This is a genomic window from Aeromonas sp. CA23 (genome assembly GCF_002587065.1).
Lineage (GTDB): Bacteria > Pseudomonadota > Gammaproteobacteria > Enterobacterales > Aeromonadaceae > Aeromonas > Aeromonas bestiarum.
The window spans coordinates 4484356-4506257 of record NZ_CP023818.1 but is presented as its reverse complement, the minus strand read 5'-3'; the positions used below and the strand labels follow the sequence as shown (position 1 = coordinate 4506257).

Below are 21902 nucleotides of genomic sequence, written 5' to 3'. Positions count from 1 at the left end.
TTAATTTCAGGCATAAAAAACAGGGACACTAAAAATGGACATGCGAGTTTGGGATTACCTTGGGGATTATCTGAAGGATGACACCGGCGCCACGGCGATCGAGTACGGCATTCTGGCTGCCGGGCTGGCGGCCGGGATCCTGGCCATTTTCGGGTCGGACGGGATCTTTATCACGGCCTTGAAGGAGAAGTTCACCACCATAGTGGCAGGGTTGAACATGGATGCCGCTGGCAAGTGATGGCGCCCGGGCAATGGCTGGCCATCCTGATGGCGTGCTGGTGCCTGGTCAGCGACCTGTTTGAACGGCGGATCCCGAACCCGGCGGTGCTGGTACTGGCACTCTGGGCACTTTGGTTGCTGCCGTTCAATCTGCTCTCGCTGAGCCTGGCTCTGCTGACCTTGCTGCTGGGACTGTTTGCCTATCACAGGGGCTGGTGCGGGGCCGGCGACAGCAAGTTGCTGGCGGTCTGCCTGTATGGCGCGTCTGAACGCTGGCCCGAGCTGCTGCTCTGGATGGCGCTCTCGGGCGGCGTACTCAGCCTGGTTTGTCTGGCCTATGCCCGTTTACGGCCATTTCCCGGCCCCGTCACTGTGCCTTATGGATTCGCCATCCTGTGGGCGGCGAGTCTGACCACTCCTCTATTTATGTAGTCACACCCAATGAAGAAACTCTTCTCTCTTATCGCTGCACTGCTGGTGCTGGCGGCGATGCTGGCTGCCTTCTGGCCGGTTGAACTGGCGCCGCAGACGGCTGTGCCACCGGGCGAACAGGCGCCGGAGCCAGCCGCCTCGGCCCGCCTCGCCCAAGTGCTGGTGGCGGCTCACCGGGTACAAGCCGGCGCCTTTATTCATCCCGAGGATCTGGTCTGGCAAACCCTGCCTGCCGCCGAGGAGATGAACCTGCCCGGGCTCTTCCTGTTCGGGTTTACCGATACCAAGGCGCTCAAGGGCAGTCTGGTCACCCGCACGCTGGAGGCGGGCCAGATCGTCTCGGCCGATGATCTGGTGCGCCCCGAGCAGAGCCATTATCTCTCCGCCATGATGGCCCCCGGCATGCGGGCCGTGACCCTGGCGCTGGGACGGGAGGCGGCCAGTCATGGCCTGATCCGGCCCGGCAACCGGGTGGATGTGATCCTCACCAGCAAGCATACCCACCAGCGCAATGCGCAGGGGGCCGAGGTGACCAGCAAGCAGTCGGCAGAGATCATCCTGACCGACATCAAGCTGCTGGCCATCGATGCCCAGGTCACCGATATCGCAGCACTCAACGGCACAGTGGCGGCGCAGGACAACTTCGATCAGGTCGCCGTGACCTTCGAGCTGGCCCCGAGCGCGGCGGCCCGGCTGTTGCTGGCTCATCGGCTCGGGGATCTGGCCCTGGTGCTGCGCTCGGCCCAGGCCGCCCCGACGGGCAGTGAGGCCGTGACCCTGCCAGCAGGGAGCCTGATATGGGCCGAACAGGTGGCCCGTGGCCAGAACCCGAGGGCCCTGCCGGGTCACGGCGTCCGGATCAGCTATGGCGACGGCAACGACCGTAACCGCCAACCTTAATCAACTCAGAAAGGACACGATGTTGCGAACTCTCGCCATGGTGCTCGCCCTGCTGCCGTTATGGGCAGTGGCGGCCGAGAGCCTGACTCTCACCCCAGAGCAGTCCACCCTGCTCAATTTCGATGAACCCGTGCTGGATGCCTTCGTCGCCAACTCCGAGTTGGTTCGGGTACACAGCCCCTCCGATCAGCAATTGCTGATCTATGGCCGCAAGGTTGGCCGCACCGATCTGGTGGTGACGGCCCTGGATGGTCGCACCCTGGGTCACTACCGGGTACAGGTGGTGGCGGATCTCGCTCCCCTCAAGCAGCTGGCCAGGCAGCATTTTCCCCAAAGTCGACTCAGCTTCAGCGAGTCTGGCGGCGCCATAGTGGTGGCGGGGGAGGTGACCAGTCCGCTGCAGGCCCACGAGATCCTGACCATGGTGGAGGGGTTCGCCAAGGGTATCCAGCCGCAGGGGAGTGCCCTGGGCACGACAGCCCCCGCCCCGCCTCAGACTGGCAGCCAGGATGAGGGGGCCGCGGTCGCCGGTGGCGGCAGCGGGCAATATGCTCACGTCATCAACCAGTTGCGTCTGGCGGGATCGGATCAGATCAACATATCGGTACGCATCGTCGAGATGCAGCGTACTACCAGCGAACAGCTGGGATTGCGCTGGAGTGCCATGGGGGAGTATCTGCAACTGGGGGTCTCGCCGGGCAACCGCTTCCCCAAACCTGCCGAACGGGGCAGCTGGAGCGGCAAGAAGGATGTGGTCTACATCAACGCCATCATAGATGCGCTGGTGGAGAACAGTCTGGTCAATGTGCTGGCCGAGCCGAACCTGACCGCAAAATCCGGTGAAGCCGCCACCTTCATGTCCGGCGGCGAGTTCCCCTTTCCGGTAGGCAATGGGGACAACGGCCCGGAGATCGAGTTCAAGAAGTTTGGCATCTCGCTGGAGTTGACTCCCACCTTGCTCGACAACAACCGCATCAGCCTGACGGTGTCACCCGAGGTGTCGACCCTGAGCCGGGAGAACAGCGTCTCCATCGCCGGGGTGGTGGTGCCTGGCATAGAAACCCGTCGTACCACCACCACCATAGAGCTGGCGGATGGGCAGAGTTTCGCCCTGGCCGGTCTGGTGCGCACCCATCGCAACCAGAGCAGCGAGGCCCTGCCTTTCCTTGGCGAGATCCCCGGGCTGGCCCCCTTCTTTGGCAGCAACGGCTTCAAGAACCAGGAGAGCGAGCTGGTGATCATCGCCACCGCCCGACTGGTGCAGCCCACCAGCGATCCCCTCTCCCTGTCGACACCGCTGGATCACTATCGGGCGCCGAGCCGGTTCGAGCGGCTGTTCTTCACCGACATGGGCTCAACCGAGCGACCGGGCGCACAAGCGACCCGCCTGTTCGGCAACTATGGCTACAGCTACTGAGGGAAGTGACCATGTTAAAAGAGACACTGCTGCTGGCCCTGGCGTTACCGTTGCTGGCTTGTACCACTCAACCCCCCGCCGCCCCGCTCACGGATCGGCTGCAGTTCCGGGTTGCTCCGTCGCAACTGCAACAACGGCTGCAATGGCAGCTGGCCCCGCTGGCCAGCAGGCTGGAATCCGGCTCCCTGCACCTGCGGATCACGGGCCCGCAACCCGGGAGCCATGAGCCGACAGCGGAGGCACTGCGTCAGCAGTTGGCCCTGTGGCTGGCGCTGGAGACCCGCCTCACCTTCATTTCGGCGACCCGGCAAGAGTATGAGGTCGAGCTTGACGCCACCCTGCAACCCGAGACCTGCCGCTATGCCAGAGGGGTATCCCCGCCATCCCCCATCGCCTGTCTGGTGCTGCGCAACCAGTACCGCGCCCAGAGCCATGTCGAGCACTGGGCCCGCGGCGCCGGCTATGACGGCAGCGGCAGTGCCCTCGATGCCGGCGCCGTGCAGCGCCTCTACCAGGGCAAGGCCAAATCGGCCAAGAAACAGCAGACGACGGGGGAGTAGTGAATGAGTGAACAAGTCAAACAGCTGGTGGCCGTCACCCGCCAGCCTGCTCTGAGTGCCGGGGTCGACCTGGTACTGGCCCGGCTGGCCGATGTCGAAACCCGGCAGGTCCCGGGCTCCCTGGCCGAGGCCAGGGCCCACTGCCTGACGCAAGGGGCCCCCGATATTCTGCTGGTGGAGGTGGAGAACCCGCAGACGCTGGCGGCCGATCTGGCCGCCCTCGCCGAGTGTTGTCCACCCCAGATGCGGCTGGTATTGCTGGGGGAGCGGGGGGATGTGACCCTGTTTCGCTGGCTGATTTCGGTGGGGGTGGATGATTACTATCCGGCACCGCTGGATCCCGATGCCCTGCGCACCGGCCTGTTGCGTCTGCTGGGGGTTCCCCTTGCCACCTCGTTGCGCAAGGGGCGGGTGATCTGCGTGGTGGGTGCCGCCGGCGGGGTGGGCACCAGCACTGTGGCCGCCAACCTGGCCATGGCGCTGGCCGACCGGCATCACCGCCAGGTTGCGCTGCTGGATCTCAATCTTCACCACAGTCGCCACCCCATACTGCTGGGCAGTGACTATGCCCCTCCCGGCGAGCAGTGGTGGCAGGCGACCGGGCGGCTCGACGGTACCCTGCTGGCGCATACCGCCCATCAGCTTGGGCCCAGACTCTTTCTCTTCTATGACGAGGGGCAGGAGCTGGTGCTCGGTGCCGAACAGCTGGTGGCGGCGGTCAACGTGATGGCGGAGCACTACAGCACCCTCATCATAGATGTGCCGGATCTGCGCAGTCATGCGCTGCAGGCCCTGTTGCAGCAGGCTGACGTGGCGATCTGGCTGCATGATTTCAGTCTGGGGGCGCTGCGGCTGCTGGGGCAATTCCCGCAAGGCGGGCCGGCCCAGCGCCGCCTGCTGGTGGGCAACCATTGTCGTGGCAAGGAGGGACGGGTACCGGCGCAGGCGCTTGAGCGCGTCTGTGGTCAGCCCCACGCCGCCGTGCTGCCCTACGATCACGGCGCCTTCGTGCGCGCCGAGCGAGCCGGGCAGCCGTTGATCCAGCAAAAGAGCAAGCTGGCTCGTGCCCTCACGTCATTGGCCGCCGAGCTGGTGGGGGCTCAGGTCGCGGGACGAGCCCGGGGCGGGAGGCGCTGATGTTTGGACAAGCCAATAGCCGACAGCCATCGGTGTCAGGGGCTCTGCTTACCCTGTCTGATGCCGCGCGGGAGGCTTTCTACGAGCTGGTCGAACCCTCGGTGGCGGCGACCTTGCCGCGCGCCGCGCTGCTGGAGCGGGTGGCCAGTGCCCTCGCGCAGCTCTCGGCCCGTCGCATGCTGCCCTACAACCGCCAGGAGCTGACTCAGCTCGCCCGCCAGCTGGTGGACGAGATGGTGGGGGTGGGGCCGTTGCAACCCCTGCTCGATGATCCCGAGGTATCGGATATCCTGGTCAATGGCCCTGACAAGGTCTATGTGGAGCGGCACGGCAAGCTGACCCTGTCGGGCGTGCGTTTTCGTGACCGCCAGCATGTGTTCAACGTGGCGCAGCGGATCGTCAATGCGGTGGGGCGGCGGGTGGATGAGTCCACCCCCATGGTGGATGCCCGGCTGGCCGATGGCAGCCGGGTCAACGTGATTGCGCCTCCCATCGCCCTGTGCGGCACCACCATCTCCATTCGCAAATTTCCCAGCGCCCGTCTGACCCTGGCCCATCTGGTGGAGAAGGGGGCCCTGTCCAATGCCATGGCCCGTTTTCTGGGGCTGGCGGCGCGCAGCCGCTTCAACGTGCTCATCTCCGGGGGGACTGGCTCGGGCAAAACCACCTTGCTCAACGCCCTGAGCAAGCACATCAATGATGACGAGCGGATCATCACCATAGAGGATGCCGCCGAGCTCTCCCTCGATCAGCCTCACTGGGTGCCGCTGGAGACCCGCAACGAGAGTGCCGAGGGCAAGGGGGAGGTGAGCGTTCGCGCCCTGGTGCGCAACGCCCTGCGGATGCGGCCGGACCGGATCATCCTGGGGGAGGTGCGCGGTGCCGAGGCGTTTGACATGTTGCAGGCGATGAACACGGGCCATGACGGCTCACTCTGCACCCTGCATGCCAACACCCCTGAAGATGCGCTGCTGCGTCTGACCAACATGTTGCAGATGGGGGCTGAGCGGCTCTCCGAGCAGATCATCCAGGCCCAGATCGCCAGCGCGGTGGATCTGGTGGTGCAACTGGAGCGGATGCGTGACGGTCAGCGCCGCATCACCGCCATCAGTGAGATCGCCGAACTGGCAGAGGGGCAAATCCGGATGCGGCCGCTGTTTCGCTTCGTGCTGGAGTCCGAGCTCAACGGCAAGCTGCAGGGGCGCTTCAGCGTCCACCCTCTCTCGGCCGCAGTAGAAGAGAAAGCCCGTCAGGCCGGCTTGCTGAGCGAGCTGCAATCCTGCATGGCGGGCGACGGGGAGCCAGTCTCATGAACACGCTCATTCTGGTGTGCCTCTGCTGGGGGCTGGCCTGTCTGCTGCTCTGGCAATGGCAGAGCCGATGCGATGCCTGGCAGCAGCAGTGTCAACGTTATGGCCATCAACCCGCGCAACAGAAGAGGACAAGGCCGCTGCCCCATTGGTATCAGCAGATGGTGACCATGGTGGGCCAGGAGCAGCTGACCCGCTGGACCTGGCAGGGCCCGGCGGGTGCGGCCCTGGCCTGCGTCTTGCTGGCGGCCAATGGCATGCCGTTCTGGCTGGCGGTGTTGTTGGCTGCAGGGGGGGCTCTGGCCCTGGGGCTGGTGCTCTATCAGCAGCTGCAACAGCGGGCGCTGGAGCGGTTTCGAACCCGGTTGCCCGAGGTGATCGACGGCATGATACGGGCGCTGCGGGTGGGGGCGCCGCTGGCGGATATCTTCCTGCTGGTGGCCCGCCAGCAGCGCGGTTTGATGTCACGGCTGTTTGCCCAGATGCACGACGAGTTGCAGGTCGGCCAGCCGGTGGCGCAGGTGATGCAGCAGGCGGCTGGCCGGGTCGCGGTGGCCGAGTTTCAGTTTCTGACCATAGTGCTCAGCCTGCAGCAGGAGACAGGTGGTCGCCTCTCCGAGGTGCTGGCGCAACTGGTGGAGACACTGCGTGCCCGCCAGACCCTGGCGGCCAGCATCCAGACCATCACGGCTGAGAGCCGCAATGCCGCCAAGGTGCTGGCAGCGCTCCCCGTCATCATACTGCTGGTGCTGTTCACCACAGGGCGGGAGCACTTCACCTATCTGATGACCACGACCAGCGGCCAGTGGGTGCTGGGCTATGTCTCCATCAGCGTGGCGGTCGGGCTCTGGCTCATCCGTCGCCTCACGCGTCTGCAGGGGTAGCCCATGACGGTCATGCAACTTTTTGGATTGGCGCTGAGCTGTTTCGCGCTGGCCGCGTTTGCCGGCTGGCATGGTTACCGGCAGCAGCAGCAGTGGTTGGCCCAGAGCCGTCGCTATGGCCCGCCTCGTCAAGGCAGGGACGTGGCGCGGGACTGGCTGGCCTGGTGCGGTCGTGGTTATCCGGTCGGTGCCCGGGAGCAGGCCCGCTTGCAGCAGCTGCTGGCGCAGGCGGGGATCTTCTCCCGCCATGGCTTTGACCGGCTCAGGGCGGCCAAGCTGTTGGGCGGGCTGGGAGGGGCTATGGCGACCTTGCTGTGGCGCCTGCTGGCGGCGCCTGCCGACGGCTTCACCCTGATGTGGGTGCTGGTGGCCTATGTGGTGGGGGCCGGGGTGCCCGAGCGCTGGCTGCAATGGCGCGCCCGCAAGGTGAAGGCGGCGCAGCAGAAGGTGGTGCCCGATGCCATCGATCTGCTGGTGATCAGCGTCGAGGCGGGGCTGGCCCTCGATCGGGCCCTGCTGCGGGTCGGTCACTATCTGGGGGCGCTGGAGCCGGGCCTGGCCCGCCAGTTTTTGCGCACCCATGCGGAGATCCAGATGCGCGGCGATCAGGCAGGTTGCCTGGCACGACTCGCCTGGCGTACAGGCCTGCCCGAACTGGATCGTCTCGCCAATACCCTGCAGATGGCCCAGCAGTACGGTTCGCCGCTGGCCGAGACCATGCGCACCATCAGCCAGGAGGCGCGCCAGATGCGCCGGCTGGCGCTGGAGGAGCAGGCAGGCTCCTTGCCGGGCAAGATCACTCTCATCCAGATGGCACTCATCATGCTGCCCATGCTGGTGCTGATCATTGCTCCCACCCTCAACTTGTTGATCAACAGCCTGCGCTGAGCGGGCCACAGGACTTGAAATGCGATCACGACTTCATCACCTGCTGCTGCTGGCCCTGCTCGGGCTGGCAGGTTGCAGCAATCACGGCGATACCCGGCAGCAAAGCCAGAGCAATGGCATGGCGGTAGCCAAGGCGGCGTTCGATTCGGCCCAGTATGACAAGGCGGAGCGGCTCTATCAGGCCTTGCTGGTGGACGATGCCAGCCTGGACGAGGCGCAGCTGATGCTGGCCCGCACCCGCTATCAGCAAGACAAGAAACAGGCGGCGCGCGATGGCTTGCAGCAGTTGCTGGACAAGGGCGGCAAGCAGGGGGCTCAGGCCGCCCACTATCTTGGCAAGTTTCTGCTGGATGACGGCCTGACTGCCGAGGCTGCGCGGGTCTATCAGCAGGGGTTGGCGCTGGCCGGGCTTGATCTGGACGAACGGGCGCGGCTCAGCAACGGTCTGGGGGTGGCCAGCTTGCAGCAGGGGGCGTTTGGCAAGGGGCGCCAGCAGTTTGAGGCGGCGGTGGCGGCGGCTCCCGACGAGCCCGACTATCGTGCCAACCTGGCATTGGGCTGGCTGATGGAGGGCAACAAGGTGGCGGCCCGGCAGGCATTCGAGCCCTTGCTGCACTACCAGAGCCTGCCACCGCGGGTGGAGATGAACTATGTCTTGCTGCTGCTGGCCGAGGGCAATGAGCCCCAGGCTCGCCTCATACTATCGCGCTTTCTCAGCGCCAGTCAGCTGGAGCACGACATCAGGCTGCTCAAGGCACAGCTGGGGCGGGGGCAAGGGGCGTGAGAGGCCAGCGCGGGGTAGCCAGCATAGAGCTGGTGATCATATTGCCGCTGCTGCTGGCACTGCTGTTGCTGGTGGTGGATGTGCTGCGGGTGCATCTGCAATACAGCACCCTGGAACACGGCTTGCGATCCGTGCTGCGTGAGCTGCAGGCCGAATCGGCAGCGGGGCGGATCCCCTCGGCCGACGGGATCCGCCTTCGCTTGCAACAACGGGGGCGAGGGGAGCTGGACGCCGTGACGGTGAGCGTCAACCACCATGTGTCGCTGGAGGCCATGCTGGGCCAGGAGGAGGGCAGCCCGGATCCCGCCAGCGAAACCCGCTTGCCTGCGGATCCCGTGCTGGAGGTGACGGCCAGGATCCGTCCCCGTCTACAGCTCACCCCGCGCTGGCTGATTGACGAGCGCGAACTCAGCTATCGGAGCACCCTGCTGCTGCTCACCGACCGGCTACCGGCCGGAGGTGCAGGATGAGCCGTTGTTTCCGGCGGCTGTCATCTCCCGGCCCGGGCACCATGGGCGGCAGCATCAGCATGGAGGCGATGTGCTTCATTCCCGTGCTGCTGGCCCTGCTGAGCTTTGGCAATGAAGCACTGCAACTGCTGCGCCTGGAGCAACGTCTGCACAATGTGGCCTACAACGTGACCCAGATAGTCACCCAGCAGGGCACGGGGCAAAATGCCGCCGCCGTGGCACAGCTGACCTTCTATCAGCGCTTCGTGCAGGGCCAGTTGTCTGCGCTGCAAGGGGGGCAGGCGGCACTGACCATAGAGCAATACAACAGCGCCAATGGCGAGCTTGTGCCCCTGTTGCAGGGCACTGGCTGCGCCGGGCAGGGCAGCTGGCCGTCACTGCGGGTCGGCACCCTGATGCGGGTCACTCTCTGTTATCGCCTAGGCCCCCCCCCCCCCCCCCTAGGGCAAGGGGAAGATGGCATGTTCAGCCGGTTCTGGGCGGGTCGTACCATGACCACCCACTTTATTCAGGAGATCCATTGAATGGGACAGCCCTTGCGCCAGGGGGGCGGGCTCTCCCCCGCCTTCGCCCTGATGTTGACTGGCGTGCTGGCGCTGACCGGCGTGGTCATCGAGCTGGTGCGAGGCTACAGCGGCCAGAGCCTGCTCAGCGCGGCCGCCGATGCGGTGCTTTACTCGGCCGCCGACAGCGACAGTGCGGCGGAAGATGCCGCCGCGCTGGTTCAGGCCAATCTGGCGGGGCGTCATTTGCAGGTGGGCCCCCCCAGTCTGAGCCAGAACGAGCAGGAGGCTCAGGTCATCCTGCAGGGAGAGGTGCCGGCGCTGATGGCGCTCTCCGCCATCGGCAAAAGCGGTGATCTGCCGGTAGCGGCTGCAGCCCGTGCCAGCAGTGCCCGTACCCGCATAGAAATTGCCCTGGTGCTGGATGTGTCCAACTCCATGTCCGGGGCACCTATGAAGGCGATCAAGCAGGGGCTGGCGGAGTTTGGCGAGGTGCTGTTTGGCCGCGAGCGGCGCAATCAGGACAGAGTGGTCAGCATCATTCCCGCCACCGGCCTGGTCAATATCGGGGATCACCCCGAGCTGTTTCATCCAGAGAGCCTGACATTCCCCTTCGGATTGCAGACGCTGGCCCATGAGCGAGGCTGGAGCAATTTGCTGACTCGAGAGGTGCCGGGACGCCAGCGCAAGGCATTCTGCGCTCGCCTGCCGGAGCATGTGGACGGCATCGATCGGCTGGCCGAACTTACCCCGGGCTGGATCCGCAAGCTGGAACTGGCCCCGCGTGGTGAGGCGCAGCCCCGCCTGCACTACAGCACCAAGCCGCCAGCCATCCAGCAGTATGAGGATGGTACTCCCCTACGGGCATATGCCCCGCGGGAGAACCCCCTGGAGCGTTATCTGGAGAACCGGCGTGACAAGCTCGGCATCTTCGATGATCCGGATTGCGGGGTGAGCCCAATTCAGGCGCACCTGTCGACCTGGGCCGCGTATCGTCAGGCACTCGATACCCTCCATGCCGCCTTCAACACCAATACGGCCGAGGGGGTGATGTGGGGCTGGCGGCTGCTCTCTCCACAGTGGCAGGGTCGCTGGCAGCAGGGGGCCGCCGAACTGCCGCGCCCTTACGGGCAAGCGGATAACCGCAAGATCCTGGTGCTGTTCTCGGATGGGGAGCACATGGGGCCCGAAGCGGCGCTGCGGGATCGCAAACAACTGCTGCTGTGTCGGGAGATGAAGCGCAAGGGGATCCAGGTCTATACGGTGGCATTCGAGGGGGATGCCCGTTTCGTGGCGCAGTGTGCCAGCGAACGCTCGCTGGCCTACAAGGCCACCAGCGGCAATATCAGGACAGTGCTGACCCGGCTGGCCAGCGCCATCAACGATGTGGTGCTGACAAAATAGTGCCATATGGTGCAAAAAAGAGGGGCCAAGTTTGGCCCCTCATCTCATCTGTCGAGCATCCGGTTTACATGGCGGCGCGGAAGATGGCGACTATCTCCTCGTGGCTCGCCTGTTTCGGGTTGGTGAAGCCGCAGGCATCTTTCAGGGCGTTGCTGGCCAGGATGTCGAAGTCGTCGGCCTTGACGCCGAGCTGCTCCAGACCGGCCGGGATCTTCACGTCCAGCGCCAGCTGCTTGATGGCGGCAATCGCCGCAGCTGCGCCCTGTTCGTCGTTCATGGCGGTTACATCGACACCCATATGGCGGGCCACCTCTTTCAGGCGAGCGGCGCTTACCTGAGCGTTGTATGCCTGAACGTGTGGCAACAGCACGGCGTTGCAGACCCCGTGGGGCAGGTCATAGAAGCCGCCCAGCTGGTGGGCCATGGCGTGCACATAACCCAGGCTTGCGTTGTTGAAGGCCATGCCGGCCAGGAACTGGGCATAGGCCATCTGTTCGCGGGCGTGCAGGTCATCGCCCTGATTGACCGCGGTACGCAGGTGCTTGGCGATGAGCTGAATAGCCATGATGGCGCTGGCATCGGTCACCGGGGTGGCGATGGTGGAGACATAAGCCTCGATGGCGTGGGTCAGGGCATCCATGCCGGTGGCGGCGGTGAGGCCGGCCGGCTTGGCCAGCATCAGCTCGGGATCGTTGACCGACATCAGCGGGGTGACGTGCTTGTCTATGATGGCCATCTTCACCTGGCGAGCTTCGTCTGTGATGATGCAAAAGCGGGTCATCTCGGAGGCTGTGCCGGCTGTGGTGTTGATGGCGATGAGCGGCAACTGCGGCTTGGCGGAGCGATCCACCCCTTCGTAATCCTGGATGCTGCCGCCGTTGGCGGCCACCAGGGCTATGCCCTTGGCGCAGTCGTGGGGCGAGCCGCCCCCCAGCGAGATGACGCAGTCGCAGCCGTTGGCCTTGATCATCCCCAGACCCGCTTCGACGTTGGTCATGGTGGGGTTGGGCCTGGTTTCATCGAAAACCACGCTTTCAATGCCATGTTCTGCCAAGAGGGTGGTGAGCCTGGCGACCACGCCGATCTGGCCCAGGATCTTGTCGGTGACGATCAGCGCCTTGCGATAGTCATAACCCTTGATATCGGCTGCCGCTTCTTGCAGGCAGCCAGCTCCCATCAGGTTGATTGCGGGAATGTAGAACTTGAATGTCGCCATGATGGACTCCGTATTATTAGCCATTAAGTGGTATACGGGCGCCAACATAGCATCGTCAGTGGGGATGAAAAGGGGTCAAGGGTATCCTGTTTGCAACTTTATGGACTCGATCACGTACCGATAAACCGGGGCGTGACAGGGATTGACAAGGCCGGAGACCACTCCTTTGGAAGAAAAACGTTTTTCAAGAAATTCATCAAGTTAGCAAACGTTTTGCACGGGATTTGTCACTGTCAATGCGTGGAAGTGTGAGGAGCTTCAAGGAATTGGAAAGCGCTTTCGACCATAGTTGGCGCCTCCCCAGAGAGGGGGGTAAAGGCTTGAAAGTATCATAAAGAATCATCTTAACTTGCGCCCTGACCATGCTGGCAGGGGGCAACCAGGAGTCCACTATGTCTGATGTATTTCACTTGGGTTTGAAGAAAGCGGATCTGCAAGGCGCCACCTTGGCGATCGTCCCCGGTGACCCCGAGCGTGTAAAGCGTATCGCAGAGCTGTTGGATAACCCGGTGCACCTGGCCAGCCATCGTGAGTTCACTACCTGGCGCGGCGAGATGGACGGCAAGGCCGTGATCATCTGCTCTACCGGTATCGGTGGCCCGTCCACCTCCATCGCGGTAGAAGAGCTGGCCCAGCTGGGCATCCGCACCTTCCTGCGCATCGGCACCACAGGCGCCATCCAGCCGCACCTGAACGTGGGCGACGTGATCGTCACTACCGGTTCCGTGCGCCTCGACGGTGCCAGCCTGCACTTCGCACCCATGGAGTTCCCGGCCGTGGCCGACTTCGACTGCACCACGGCGCTGGTCAACACCGCCAAAGAGATGGGCTCCAAGCTGCACATCGGTGTGACTGCTTCTTCCGATACCTTCTACCCGGGTCAGGAGCGTTACGACACCGTATCTGGCCGCGTAGTGAGCCGTTTCCAGGGTTCCATGAAAGAGTGGCAAGCCATGGGCGTGCTGAACTATGAGATGGAATCTGCCACCCTGCTGACCATGTGCACCAGCCAGGGCCTGCGTGCCGGTATGGTGGCTGGCGTTATCGTCAACCGCACCCAGCAGGAAATCCCGAACGCCGAAACCATGGCGAGAACCGAATCTGATGCCATCAAGATCGTGCTGGGCGCCGCCCGCAAGCTGATCTGATAGCCACACCGAGTGGGGGGTGGGGGCCGTTGCGAAAGCACGGCCCCTATCTTTTATCTGCCGTTTGCCCCGTTTTTCCCCTGTTGCTCCTCTGTTCCCTTCGCCTGTTATCACACCACCGCTTGATGCCACGTCTCGCTAGAAGGGGCTGGCACATCTGACCGCCATCGGTTCACCGCTCACCGGATGCCGCAAATCCAGCTCGCTGGCATGCAGCATCAGCCGTGGCGCCTGCGCTGTGCCTGGCAACGCAAGACCGCCGTAGAGATCGCAGCCGAGGATGGGGTGGCCCAGCAGCTGGCTGTGGATCCGCAGTTGATGGGTGCGGCCGGTTTCCGGCACCAGTCGCACGCGGGTCAAAGGCACTGCCTGACCTTGCATCGGCTGCGCCAGCCGCTCAATGACCCGATAGTGGGAGCGGGCGGGCTTGCCGCTGGCGGCGCAGATGGTCATCAGCGGGAAGAGAGCCGGATCCTTGGCGATGGGGGCATCGATCACCCCCTCATCGTCGACCAGATGGCCGCACAGCAGGGCGCTGTAGGCCTTGCTCACCGCCCGCTGGCTGAATTGCTGACAGAGCAGGGCGTTGATGGCCTTGTTTCTGGCCACCACCATGATGCCAGAAGTGCCAAAATCGAGGCGGTGCACCAGGGTGCAGCCGGGATAGTCCTGCACCAGCCGGTAATGGACAGAGTCGAGGTTCTGCGGGTTCTTGCCCGACAGGCTGAGCAGGCCGCTCGGCTTGTTGATCAGCAGCAGGTGCTCATCCTCAAACAGGATCTCGATGGCAGCCTCGCAGGGCGGGGCGATGAAGGTATCGACAATGACGGACATAGGGCACACGGGCTGGAAACGGGGGACGATCATACTCGAACCGGCTGCGCGGGGCGAATCGGCTGCTTGCGTCGTGTGATGCGAGGGAGTCATTCGTTCAACAGCTTGATAACGCAATGGTTTGAAACGCGAAGAAGGGCACCGTTTTGTGACCCCTTCCCGAGTTCATCCGGGGCTTGCTTGTTAAGGTATGGCTCCCTGTCATGTTGTAAGGAGTCTGTCCATGGCGTTGCCCGTTATTCTCGATTGTGATCCCGGCCACGATGATGCCATCGCCCTCATACTGGCGCTGGCCAGTCCCGAGCTCAAGGTGCTGGCGGTCACTACCAGTGCGGGCAACCAGACGCCGGACAAGACCCTCAACAATGCCCTGCGCATCCTGACCCTGCTCGGCCGTGACGACATCCCGGTGGCGGCGGGGGCACCCAAACCGCTGATGCGCGAGCTTATCATAGCCGACAACGTCCACGGCGAGTCGGGCCTCGATGGCCCCAAGCTGCCGGATCCCGCCTTTGCCCCGCAAGCCATGACGGGCCTCGAATTGATGGCCAAATGCCTGCGCGAGAGCCCGGAACCTGTGACGCTGGTGCCGACCGGGCCGCTCACCAATATCGCCCTGCTGCTGGCGGCCCATCCTGAGTTGAAATCCAGGATTGCCCGCATCGTGCTGATGGGGGGCGCGGCGGGGGCGGGCAACTGGACCCCGGCGGCGGAATTCAATATTTATGTGGACCCGGAAGCGGCCGATATGGTGTTCAAGTCCGGCATCCCCATCACCATGTGCGGGCTGGATGTGACCCACGAGGCCCAGGTGATGGACGAGGACATAGCGCGGGTGCGCGCCATCGCCAATCCGGTGGCCCAGTGCGTGGCCGGTCTGCTCGACTTCTTCATGATCTACCACAGGGATCCCAAGTGGGGATTTGCTGGCGCGCCGCTGCACGACCCCTGTACCATTGCCTGGTTGCTGGCCCCCGAGCTGTTCCACGGGGTCGAGTGCCGGGTCGATATCGAAACCGGCGGTGCGCATACCACCGGCATGACGGTGGTGGATCGCTATGGCCTGACCGGCAAAGCGGCCAATGCGCTGGTGCTGCTGGGACTGGATCGTGCGGGCTTCATCGACCTGCTGGTCGAGCGACTGCGGGCGTTTGGCTGACCGCCATTGCACTATTGAGAGAAGGGACGGGAAATGTACAAAGCGTCGCTGGCACTGCTGGCCGGGTTGCAACTGACGGCCTGCTCCACGCCGTTTGAATCTATGTGGCAGGGGCTGGCGACCTGCGAGCTCGATGATCTCTATCTCGACAGCGAGACCGGCGAGCCGGCCCACCCTCAGCTCAAAAACTTCACCCCCTACAAGGTAACGGACGGGTTTGCCTGGTACAAGACCCGCCAGGAGCTGCATGGTCTGCCCATCAGTGGCTTTCTCATCCCCTCGTCCACCTTCGAGGTGCATGCCCTGTTCGTGGACACCCCCATCGCCAATGCGCGAAGGCTGACCCACAACGCCTATGGCAGCGAGTTCTCCGACGAGCAGAAGCACAACGAGGGGCTGGCCCCCTTGCTGCTGCGCGACCCCAACAACCCCAAGCGTTCCATCATAGACTGCACCCAGGGTGAGACCCAGGAGCCGATGCCGGAAGAGCCCTTCCCGGAATAAGCCTCCCGCCATCTCCAGAGTCTTGACCGTCCTTCCGACATAAAAAAGCAGGGGCCAGCCTCATCGGCTGGCCCCTGTTCATCGTCCCCTCGTCGGGATCCGGGATAACCCGGCGTCTGCTTGATCACGGGCATCCCCCAGCCGCCGAGCAATAGCGCCCCGTCAGTATTTATGGATAACCCAGCGTCTGCTTGATCACGGGCAGTTGCGCCTTGATCCAGGCAGGATTGATGGGCCCCCAGTCGCCGATGCGGTAGTGCCCCTGCAGGTGACGCGCCCCCTCGGTCTGCTCGAAGCCGCAGCTGATGTCCAGCTCGGCCAGGGCGCTTAGCGTGTCCTGGGCCGTGCGTCTGGGCATGCCGGTGGCGGCCATGATGGCCGGGATTGTGTCTGTGCCCTGACTTATCAGCCAGGCCACGTAGAGTCGTCGGTAGAAGCTGGTGCGAGTCTTGCTCGGCTCTGTCATATCTCGTCCTCGAGCCGGTCGAAGTAGCGCCAGGTCGCCAGCGCGGCCTTGCCCATCACCAGTGCCCAGAGGCCGAACCAGAACCAGCGGAAGAAGCTCCAGGTGGAGGCGTCAGGCTGAGTGCTCTCGATCTTGGTGACGTTGGGGAACATGGAGAACATGTTCACGCGCCAGCCGTAGGAGGTGATGATGGCCAGACGCTTCTCGAACTCCATGGACTTGGCCTTGGCCTGCACGTCGGCAGCATTGAACTTGAAGTAGAAGGGCCAGCCCCACTCTGTGTCCTCGTTGCGAAACACGCGGATCTTCTCGCCGGGCCGCTCGGTATAGATGTAGTAGACGTCTGTGGTGGGACCGTCGGCCGGGTTTTTCTGGCTGATGGGGCCATCCTTGTCGGTGCGTTTCACCTCGACGCCCGTGATGGTGGCTATGGTGTGTTCCGGCAGATAGAAGTCGAGCCAGATGGCGGAGACGAGGGCGATGAGGCCCAGGCCGATGAAGGCCGGTTTCTTGAATTTCAGCTTCATGGTGATCTCATGTGAGGGGGAGTGACGTGCCTCTACCATACTCACATTTGGTGGGGTAGCCCAGCCCCTAATGAAGCCACCTCATAAAAAAGACCGTTTAAAACAATAACAAGTCGGCAGCGCCATTAACACTAAGGCCCCGCGAGCGGAGCCTTCGTTTGACGTGATAGCGCAGCCATTACAACTGGAACTGGGCCAGCTGCTTGCGCTGCTGTTCGGCGAGCTGTGACAGTTCGTGACTGGCGGCGGCGCTCTGGCTGATGCCGGCCGCACTCTGGTTCACTATCTCGTGGATGTTGGTGATGTTGCGGTTGATGTCGGCGGTGACGCAGGACTGCTCCTCGGCGGCGGTGGCGACCTGGGCATTGGCACCGTTGATCTGGTTGACCGCCTCCGTGATGCCGCCGAGCAGCGCCTGTACTTCGCCGGAGAGCTGCTGGTTGTGCGCCAGTATGGAGAGGGTCTCCTGCATGCCGCTGTTGGCTGACAGGGACTGGCTCTGCAACTGCTCTATGATGGCCTGGATCTCCTTGGTGGAGTCCTGGGTACGGGCCGCCAGCAGGCGTACCTCGTCGGCCACCACCGCAAAGCCACGGCCGGTTTCACCGGCGCGAGCGGCCTCGATGGCGGCATTCAGCGCCAGCAGATTGGTCTGCTCCGAGATGCTCTGAATGACCTCGATCACCTTGCCGATCTGCTCGGACTGGGACTTGAGGCGTGCCACCACGGCGGCGGCGCTCTCCAGACTGCCCGCCATGCGGCTGTTGGCCTGGATGCTCTCGGCAAACAGCGCCAAGCCCTGCTCGACCCTGTCGTTGGCATCCCGCGCCAGTTCGTCGGCCAGGGCCGCGTTGTGGTTGACGTTGTCGGCCGTGCTGGCCAGCTCGGTCACGGCGGAGGCCACCTGTTCGGTTTCGCTGCGCTGCTGCTGGGCATTGGCCTCGGACTGGGTCATGACGGCGGCCAGCTCGGTGGCGGCGGAGGCCACGTTGCCGCTGATGCCAGTCAGGGTATGCAGTGTGCTGCCCAGCTGGGTCAGGGTCTGGTTGATGTCCCTGGCCAGCTGGCTCAGCTCGTTGTCGCCCTCGGCGGCGGCCCGAACGTTGAAGCGGCCCTGGGCGACGGCGCGCATCACCTCCTGCAGCTGGCCTATGGGGCGCACTATCCGGCCGGACAACCACCAGCCGCCGAGCAGGGCCGCGATCAGGGTAGCGCTCATCAACAGCAGGGTACGCAGCAGGGTGGCGTGGTAGTGCGCCTCCTCCTCGGCGATTTCGGCCTGGATCAGCTGGTTGACGTGGGCCGACATGGTATCTATCTGCTTGATCAGCTGTTCACCCAGCTCGCGAAAGCGCAGCCTGGACTGCTCGTAGGCGGCGGGATCGCCAGCCCCCTGATATTTCTGGGCCAGCAGCGGCAGCATGTTGTTGCGGGTGTGGCCGAGATAGGCTTGCAGGGCGGCGGCCACCTGGCTGTTGTCCTGCTCGGCGCCGGCGATCGCCAGTCGGGCCAGGATGGCCCCTATCTCCTGCTCGGCCGCCGTCAGATCGCTCGGCAACTGGGCGAAGCGCTGCTGATCGTAGAGGCCATAGATGGCGTTGGTACGCATCCGGTAGGTGGCGTGGATCAGGGTGGCGATGTCGTCCTTGTGACGAGTCACGCTGGCTGTGGTCTGGTTCATGTCCGCAATGGCGCCGTCTATCTCCTGCTTGCTGATCCCGGCCATGAGGATCATCAACAGGCTGGCGAGCAGAAGCGGTATGAGAACTTGAAAACGGATAGACAGGTTATTCAATGACATGAAAGGTCCTAACCCAAAAGAGGAGTGAGGCGGCATCTTACACAGACGCGACAAAGGTTGTCACAGGGTTTTTATGGCTGAAATCGTGCTGAACGAAAAGGTTTTTCTTGTGTGAAAAGAGTGTGATAGGCAAGATCACAAGCCTGTTACCATGGAGGTGTCGCGTGTCCGACTGGATTGATCCCGCTATTCTGGCGCTGTTTATTCCCACGTTTTTCTTTGTCTCCGTCACCCCCGGCATGTGCATGACCCTGGCGATGACCCTCGGCATGAGCCTGGGGGTGCGCCGCACCCTGCACATGATGTGGGGGGAGCTCATCGGGGTGGGGCTGGTCTCAGTGCTGTCGGTGATCGGGGTGGCGGCCGTCATGCTCAACTACCCGGCGCTCTTCTCCGCCTTCAAATACGTGGGTGGCGCCTACCTCATCTGGCTCGGCATCCAGATGTGGCAGGCCAAAGGCAAGATGGCCATACCGGCGGATCTCTCGGCCGGGCAGGAGACGCGCCCCCTGGGGCTGGCCATGCAGGGCTTCGTTACCGCCATCGCCAACCCCAAGGGCTGGGCCTTCATGGTCTCCCTGCTGCCCCCCTTCATCAATGCGGCCAAGCCGATGGCCCCCCAGATCAGCGCCCTGGTGGCGCTGATCCTGGTCATAGAGTTCTCCTGCCTGCTGCTCTACGCCAGCGGTGGCCGCACCCTGCGCCACTTCCTTGCCAAGAGCGGCAACGTCACCCTGATGAACCGGATCGCCGGCTCCCTGATGTTTGGCGTCGGTGTCTGGCTGGCACTGGGTTGATATGAGGCCCCTCTTGTAGAGACCGAGTCGCAGACACCACTCGAGACGAAAATGAAGCAGCCCCGGCAGTGCCGGGGCTGCTTTATTTGGTGGGCAAGGGCCCTGTCAGGTGGGGAGCGGGTACATTTGCTTACATTTTTTTTGTTTTCAATCGGCGACTATTTCATCAGTCTCGAATGGCATTAGATGCATGTGCTTTACATGTGATGATGATCCGGGCAATCCAAGTTTTATATTTTTGGTCAAGGATGGTAATGGATGATGATGTTAATAGGCGCCGCGTTACTCACTTTTTCGGGTGTGGCAGCGGCCGACAATGGAAAAAACCTGGATTTTTACAATATAGAGGAACAGCAACTCGTTGACATGTTTGCTCAGCATCAGGGCGGCACCCCAGGCCAGTCAATAAAGGATTTCTCCCGCCTGTTCCTGGAGAATCCCTATATTGCCAATCGGCTGGTGGGATCGAGTGATACACAAGAGAAACTGGTGGTGGATTTTGGTGAGCTGGATTGCTTCACCTATCTGGATTACGTTGAGTCACTGCGGCACTCAACGAGTGTGCATAATTTCATTGAGAACGTCATGTACACTCGTTACGTAAATGGTGAAGTCAACTATCTGACTAGAAAGCACTTTTTCTCTGACTGGGTACATGGTGGCAATAAGGTCAGCGACGTGACCCATCTGGTGGGAAATTATGTCGTGACGGCCCCCAAAATACTGAATCAGAAAGAGGATGGTGGCCACTATATTCCCGGGCTGGGAGTGAAGAGTCGCGACATCAGCTATATTCCGGGTGATCGCGTGGATGAAGATACCTTGAGTCTGCTGGAGGATGGCGATTATATCGGCATCTATACCAATATTGCCGGTCTGGATGTGACCCATACCGGCATCTTCATTCGCGGTGAGAATGGCCCCGTTCTGCGTAATGCCTCGTCTGTCTCGACGAATATGAAGGTGGTGGATTCGCCCTTCCTTGAATATGTGAAGAGCAAGCCGGGGATCCTGGTTTACCGGGCCACGGATGACAATGGCTAGTCGTGATAGGGCCGGGCATGAGGGCGGCGTTTTAACCTGTTGGCAACGACGGGTGTAAACATACGGGCTTGGTGAGCCGGCTCTCTTCCTGCTGTGACAACAACATAAAAACCCCCGGCCAGTGCCGGGGGTTTTTATGTTGTGGGGGCGGGGGATTGAAGCGAGCCACCGTATTCTGCTGCACCCTGCACCCTGCACCCTGCACCCTGTTCCCCCCTGCAGCCCTTGTCCACCGCTCGAACTTGTGACGCCCATCTCGCGGCGGGTCTGGTGCCGGGCCCGGGGAGTTATGCGGCTTTGAAGCGCCTGACCCAGGGGTTGGCGCTGATGCCGTGCAGTATGACGCTGAGGATGATGGTGCAGAGCACAGTGGCTATGATGGGTTTTTGTCCCAGCAGGGCGGGCTCGTGCTGCAGCACCATGACGGCGAACACTATGCTGGCCAGCCCCCTTGGTCCGAACCAGCCGATAAAGAGCTTGAGCTCGGGCTTGAGGCCCGTGCCCAGCAGGCTCAGCCAGACCGGCAGCATGCGCAGCAGGGTGAGGCTGGCGGCGGCATAGAGCCAGTATTGCCAGTGCAGCAGCTCCGGCAGCATGGGCATCAGGGTGGCGCCGAACACCATCCAGATCACCACCGAGAGCAGATCCCCATACCCTTCGCAGCTGTCCATGTAGGCGTGCTTGTGCTCCCCCAGCCGGCGGCCGATCAAGAGGCCGCCCACGAAGGCGGCGATGAAGCCGCTGCCCCCCAGGGTCTGGGCCAGCGCGAAACAGAGCAGGGCCAGCCCCGGCATGGTGAGCTGACGCCAGAGTGGCAACTGCCAGCCATTGAGGTAGGAGGTCTTGATCAGACGAATGGTGAGGCCGGCGAGCACCAGGGCCACCAGCAGGCCTATGCCTATCTCTTCCAGCAGCAAGGTGACCGCCAGCATGCCGGTGCCGGCGTGTTGTTCTGTGGGGGCTATGAGGGCGAGCAGCAGCAAGAGCACGGGCACGCAGATGCCGTCGTTGAGGCCGCTCTCCTGGTTGAGCCCTTCCCGTATGGGGGCGGGCACCGCCGGGTTGCTGACCACCGCCTTGCCGAGCGCCGCATCTGTGGGGGCGAGTATGGTGGAGAGGATGGCCATCTCCAGCAGCGGCAAGTCGGGGTAGAGCCAGAGGCCGAACAGGGTGCCGCCGATCAGGGTCAGCGGCAGGCCGATGAGCAGCAGCCGCATGGGCAGGGCGCGGTGGGCCGCCAGCACCTGCCAGTTGGTGTTGGCCGCATCGCTGAACAGCACTATGACCAGGGTCAGCTCCGCCAGCAGCTTGATGCCGTCGCTGTTGATGGAGAGGGAGAGCAGACCCAGTCCGCCGGATCCCAGCAGCCAGCCCATCAGCAGAAACAGCAGCGGGCCGTTGACCAGCTTTGATTCGAATCGGCCCGCGATCAGGCTGTAGATCAGCAGGAAGGCGGCGAGCACCGCCAGGTTCTGGTAAATCAGGGATGCGTCCATGC

24 protein-coding genes are annotated in these 21902 nt (G+C 63.1%); 18 read left to right on the top strand and 6 right to left on the bottom strand.

Features of this window, described 5'->3' with window-relative positions; genetic code table 11:
* The first annotated feature begins 34 nt into the window (after nucleotides 1-34).
* Genes CK910_RS20740 through flpL form a run of 13 tightly spaced genes read left to right on the top strand, consistent with a single transcriptional unit; the run spans nucleotide 35 to nucleotide 10908 of the window.
* Complete coding sequence (locus tag CK910_RS20740; protein WP_011705350.1) at nucleotides 35-238, top strand: Flp family type IVb pilin; 204 nt, start codon at nucleotides 35-37, stop codon at nucleotides 236-238.
* Entirely contained in the window at nucleotides 238-651 is a 414-nt protein-coding gene (locus CK910_RS20735; RefSeq protein WP_172955381.1) for a prepilin peptidase, read from the top strand. The genes CK910_RS20740 and CK910_RS20735 overlap by 1 nt, the downstream gene beginning before the upstream one ends.
* A gap of 9 nt (nucleotides 652-660) precedes the next feature.
* Complete coding sequence (gene cpaB, locus CK910_RS20730; protein ID WP_098984556.1) at nucleotides 661-1551, top strand: Flp pilus assembly protein CpaB; 891 nt, start codon at nucleotides 661-663, stop codon at nucleotides 1549-1551.
* 19 nt (nucleotides 1552-1570) lie between these two features.
* Entirely contained in the window at nucleotides 1571-2968 is a 1398-nt protein-coding gene (flpC, locus tag CK910_RS20725) for a type 4 pilus assembly secretin FlpC (protein ID WP_065478520.1), read from the top strand.
* Between the two features lie 11 nt (nucleotides 2969-2979).
* Nucleotides 2980-3528 carry a Flp fimbrial biogenesis protein FlpD gene (flpD, locus tag CK910_RS20720; protein ID WP_098984555.1) on the top strand — a complete coding sequence of 183 codons (549 nt, stop codon included), beginning with the start codon at nucleotides 2980-2982 and terminating at the stop codon, nucleotides 3526-3528.
* Nucleotides 3529-3531: 3 nt separating this feature from the next.
* A complete protein-coding gene (locus tag CK910_RS20715; protein ID WP_098984554.1) occupies nucleotides 3532-4665 on the top strand; it encodes an AAA family ATPase in 1134 nt (377 codons plus the stop codon).
* Nucleotides 4665-5978, top strand: coding sequence for a CpaF family protein (locus CK910_RS20710; RefSeq protein WP_098984553.1), 1314 nt, complete (start codon nucleotides 4665-4667; stop codon nucleotides 5976-5978). Before CK910_RS20715 ends, CK910_RS20710 begins: the two co-directional genes overlap by 1 nt.
* Entirely contained in the window at nucleotides 5975-6859 is an 885-nt protein-coding gene (gene flpG / locus CK910_RS20705; protein ID WP_098984552.1) for a Flp fimbrial biogenesis protein FlpG, read from the top strand. Before CK910_RS20710 ends, flpG begins: the two co-directional genes overlap by 4 nt.
* Nucleotides 6860-6862: 3 nt before the next feature.
* Complete coding sequence (gene flpH, locus CK910_RS20700) at nucleotides 6863-7747, top strand: Flp fimbrial biogenesis protein FlpH (protein ID WP_098984551.1); 885 nt, start codon at nucleotides 6863-6865, stop codon at nucleotides 7745-7747.
* Between the two features lie 19 nt (nucleotides 7748-7766).
* Complete coding sequence (gene flpI, locus CK910_RS20695) at nucleotides 7767-8531, top strand: Flp fimbrial biogenesis protein FlpI (protein WP_098984550.1); 765 nt, start codon at nucleotides 7767-7769, stop codon at nucleotides 8529-8531.
* Nucleotides 8528-9001 carry a Flp fimbrial biogenesis protein FlpJ gene (flpJ, locus tag CK910_RS20690; protein ID WP_065478498.1) on the top strand — a complete coding sequence of 158 codons (474 nt, stop codon included), beginning with the start codon at nucleotides 8528-8530 and terminating at the stop codon, nucleotides 8999-9001. Before flpI ends, flpJ begins: the two co-directional genes overlap by 4 nt.
* The gene (locus CK910_RS20685; protein WP_098984549.1) at nucleotides 8998-9525 is read left to right on the top strand and encodes a pilus assembly protein FlpK; all 528 of its coding nucleotides are present in this window, start codon (nucleotides 8998-9000) and stop codon (nucleotides 9523-9525) included. Before flpJ ends, CK910_RS20685 begins: the two co-directional genes overlap by 4 nt.
* Nucleotides 9526-10908, top strand: coding sequence for a Flp fimbrial protein FlpL (gene flpL / locus CK910_RS20680; RefSeq protein ID WP_098984548.1), 1383 nt, complete (start codon nucleotides 9526-9528; stop codon nucleotides 10906-10908). It abuts the gene before it with no gap.
* Between the two features lie 64 nt (nucleotides 10909-10972).
* On the opposite strand, the gene yiaY is transcribed toward flpL, so the two are convergent.
* Nucleotides 10973-12124: an L-threonine dehydrogenase gene (gene yiaY, locus CK910_RS20675; RefSeq protein WP_098984547.1), complete on the bottom strand. Its 1152-nt coding sequence runs from the start codon at nucleotides 12122-12124 to the stop codon at nucleotides 10973-10975.
* A gap of 392 nt (nucleotides 12125-12516) precedes the next feature.
* Between yiaY and udp the strand changes: the two genes are divergently transcribed.
* Nucleotides 12517-13272, top strand: a complete 756-nt coding sequence (gene udp / locus CK910_RS20670) for a uridine phosphorylase (protein ID WP_043138232.1) — start codon at nucleotides 12517-12519, stop codon at nucleotides 13270-13272.
* A gap of 138 nt (nucleotides 13273-13410) precedes the next feature.
* On the opposite strand, the gene CK910_RS20665 is transcribed toward udp, so the two are convergent.
* Complete coding sequence (locus CK910_RS20665) at nucleotides 13411-14139, bottom strand: RluA family pseudouridine synthase (protein WP_172955380.1); 729 nt, start codon at nucleotides 14137-14139, stop codon at nucleotides 13411-13413.
* A 190-nt stretch (nucleotides 14140-14329) separates the two neighbouring features.
* Here CK910_RS20665 and rihA point away from each other — a divergent pair, with 190 nt between their 5' ends.
* Both rihA and CK910_RS20655 read left to right on the top strand, forming a co-directional pair.
* Nucleotides 14330-15265, top strand: coding sequence for a pyrimidine-specific ribonucleoside hydrolase RihA (gene rihA, locus CK910_RS20660; RefSeq protein ID WP_098984545.1), 936 nt, complete (start codon nucleotides 14330-14332; stop codon nucleotides 15263-15265).
* A gap of 33 nt (nucleotides 15266-15298) precedes the next feature.
* Nucleotides 15299-15769 (top strand): hypothetical protein, encoded by a 471-nt coding sequence (locus tag CK910_RS20655; protein WP_043557622.1) that lies wholly within the window; start codon nucleotides 15299-15301, stop codon nucleotides 15767-15769.
* A 169-nt stretch (nucleotides 15770-15938) separates the two neighbouring features.
* Here CK910_RS20655 and CK910_RS20650 read toward each other — a convergent pair whose 3' ends face one another.
* The 3 genes from CK910_RS20650 to CK910_RS20640 form a co-directional block, all read right to left on the bottom strand.
* Entirely contained in the window at nucleotides 15939-16235 is a 297-nt protein-coding gene (locus CK910_RS20650) for a winged helix-turn-helix domain-containing protein (protein ID WP_043140989.1), read from the bottom strand.
* Nucleotides 16232-16762, bottom strand: a complete 531-nt coding sequence (locus tag CK910_RS20645) for a DUF1523 family protein (protein WP_043140986.1) — start codon at nucleotides 16760-16762, stop codon at nucleotides 16232-16234. The genes CK910_RS20650 and CK910_RS20645 overlap by 4 nt, the downstream gene beginning before the upstream one ends.
* Nucleotides 16763-16940: 178 nt before the next feature.
* Nucleotides 16941-18563: a methyl-accepting chemotaxis protein gene (locus CK910_RS20640; protein WP_098984543.1), complete on the bottom strand. Its 1623-nt coding sequence runs from the start codon at nucleotides 18561-18563 to the stop codon at nucleotides 16941-16943.
* A gap of 164 nt (nucleotides 18564-18727) precedes the next feature.
* Here CK910_RS20640 and CK910_RS20635 point away from each other — a divergent pair, with 164 nt between their 5' ends.
* On the top strand, nucleotides 18728-19360 hold the full coding sequence (locus tag CK910_RS20635; protein WP_043557625.1) for a LysE family translocator: 633 nt from the start codon (nucleotides 18728-18730) through the stop codon (nucleotides 19358-19360).
* Nucleotides 19361-19618: 258 nt separating this feature from the next.
* Entirely contained in the window at nucleotides 19619-20404 is a 786-nt protein-coding gene (locus tag CK910_RS20630) for a DUF1460 domain-containing protein (protein WP_098984542.1), read from the top strand.
* 287 nt (nucleotides 20405-20691) lie between these two features.
* On the opposite strand, the gene CK910_RS20625 is transcribed toward CK910_RS20630, so the two are convergent.
* On the bottom strand, nucleotides 20692-21900 hold the full coding sequence (locus tag CK910_RS20625) for a cation:proton antiporter (protein ID WP_098984541.1): 1209 nt from the start codon (nucleotides 21898-21900) through the stop codon (nucleotides 20692-20694).
* Nucleotides 21901-21902: the final 2 nt, after the last annotated feature.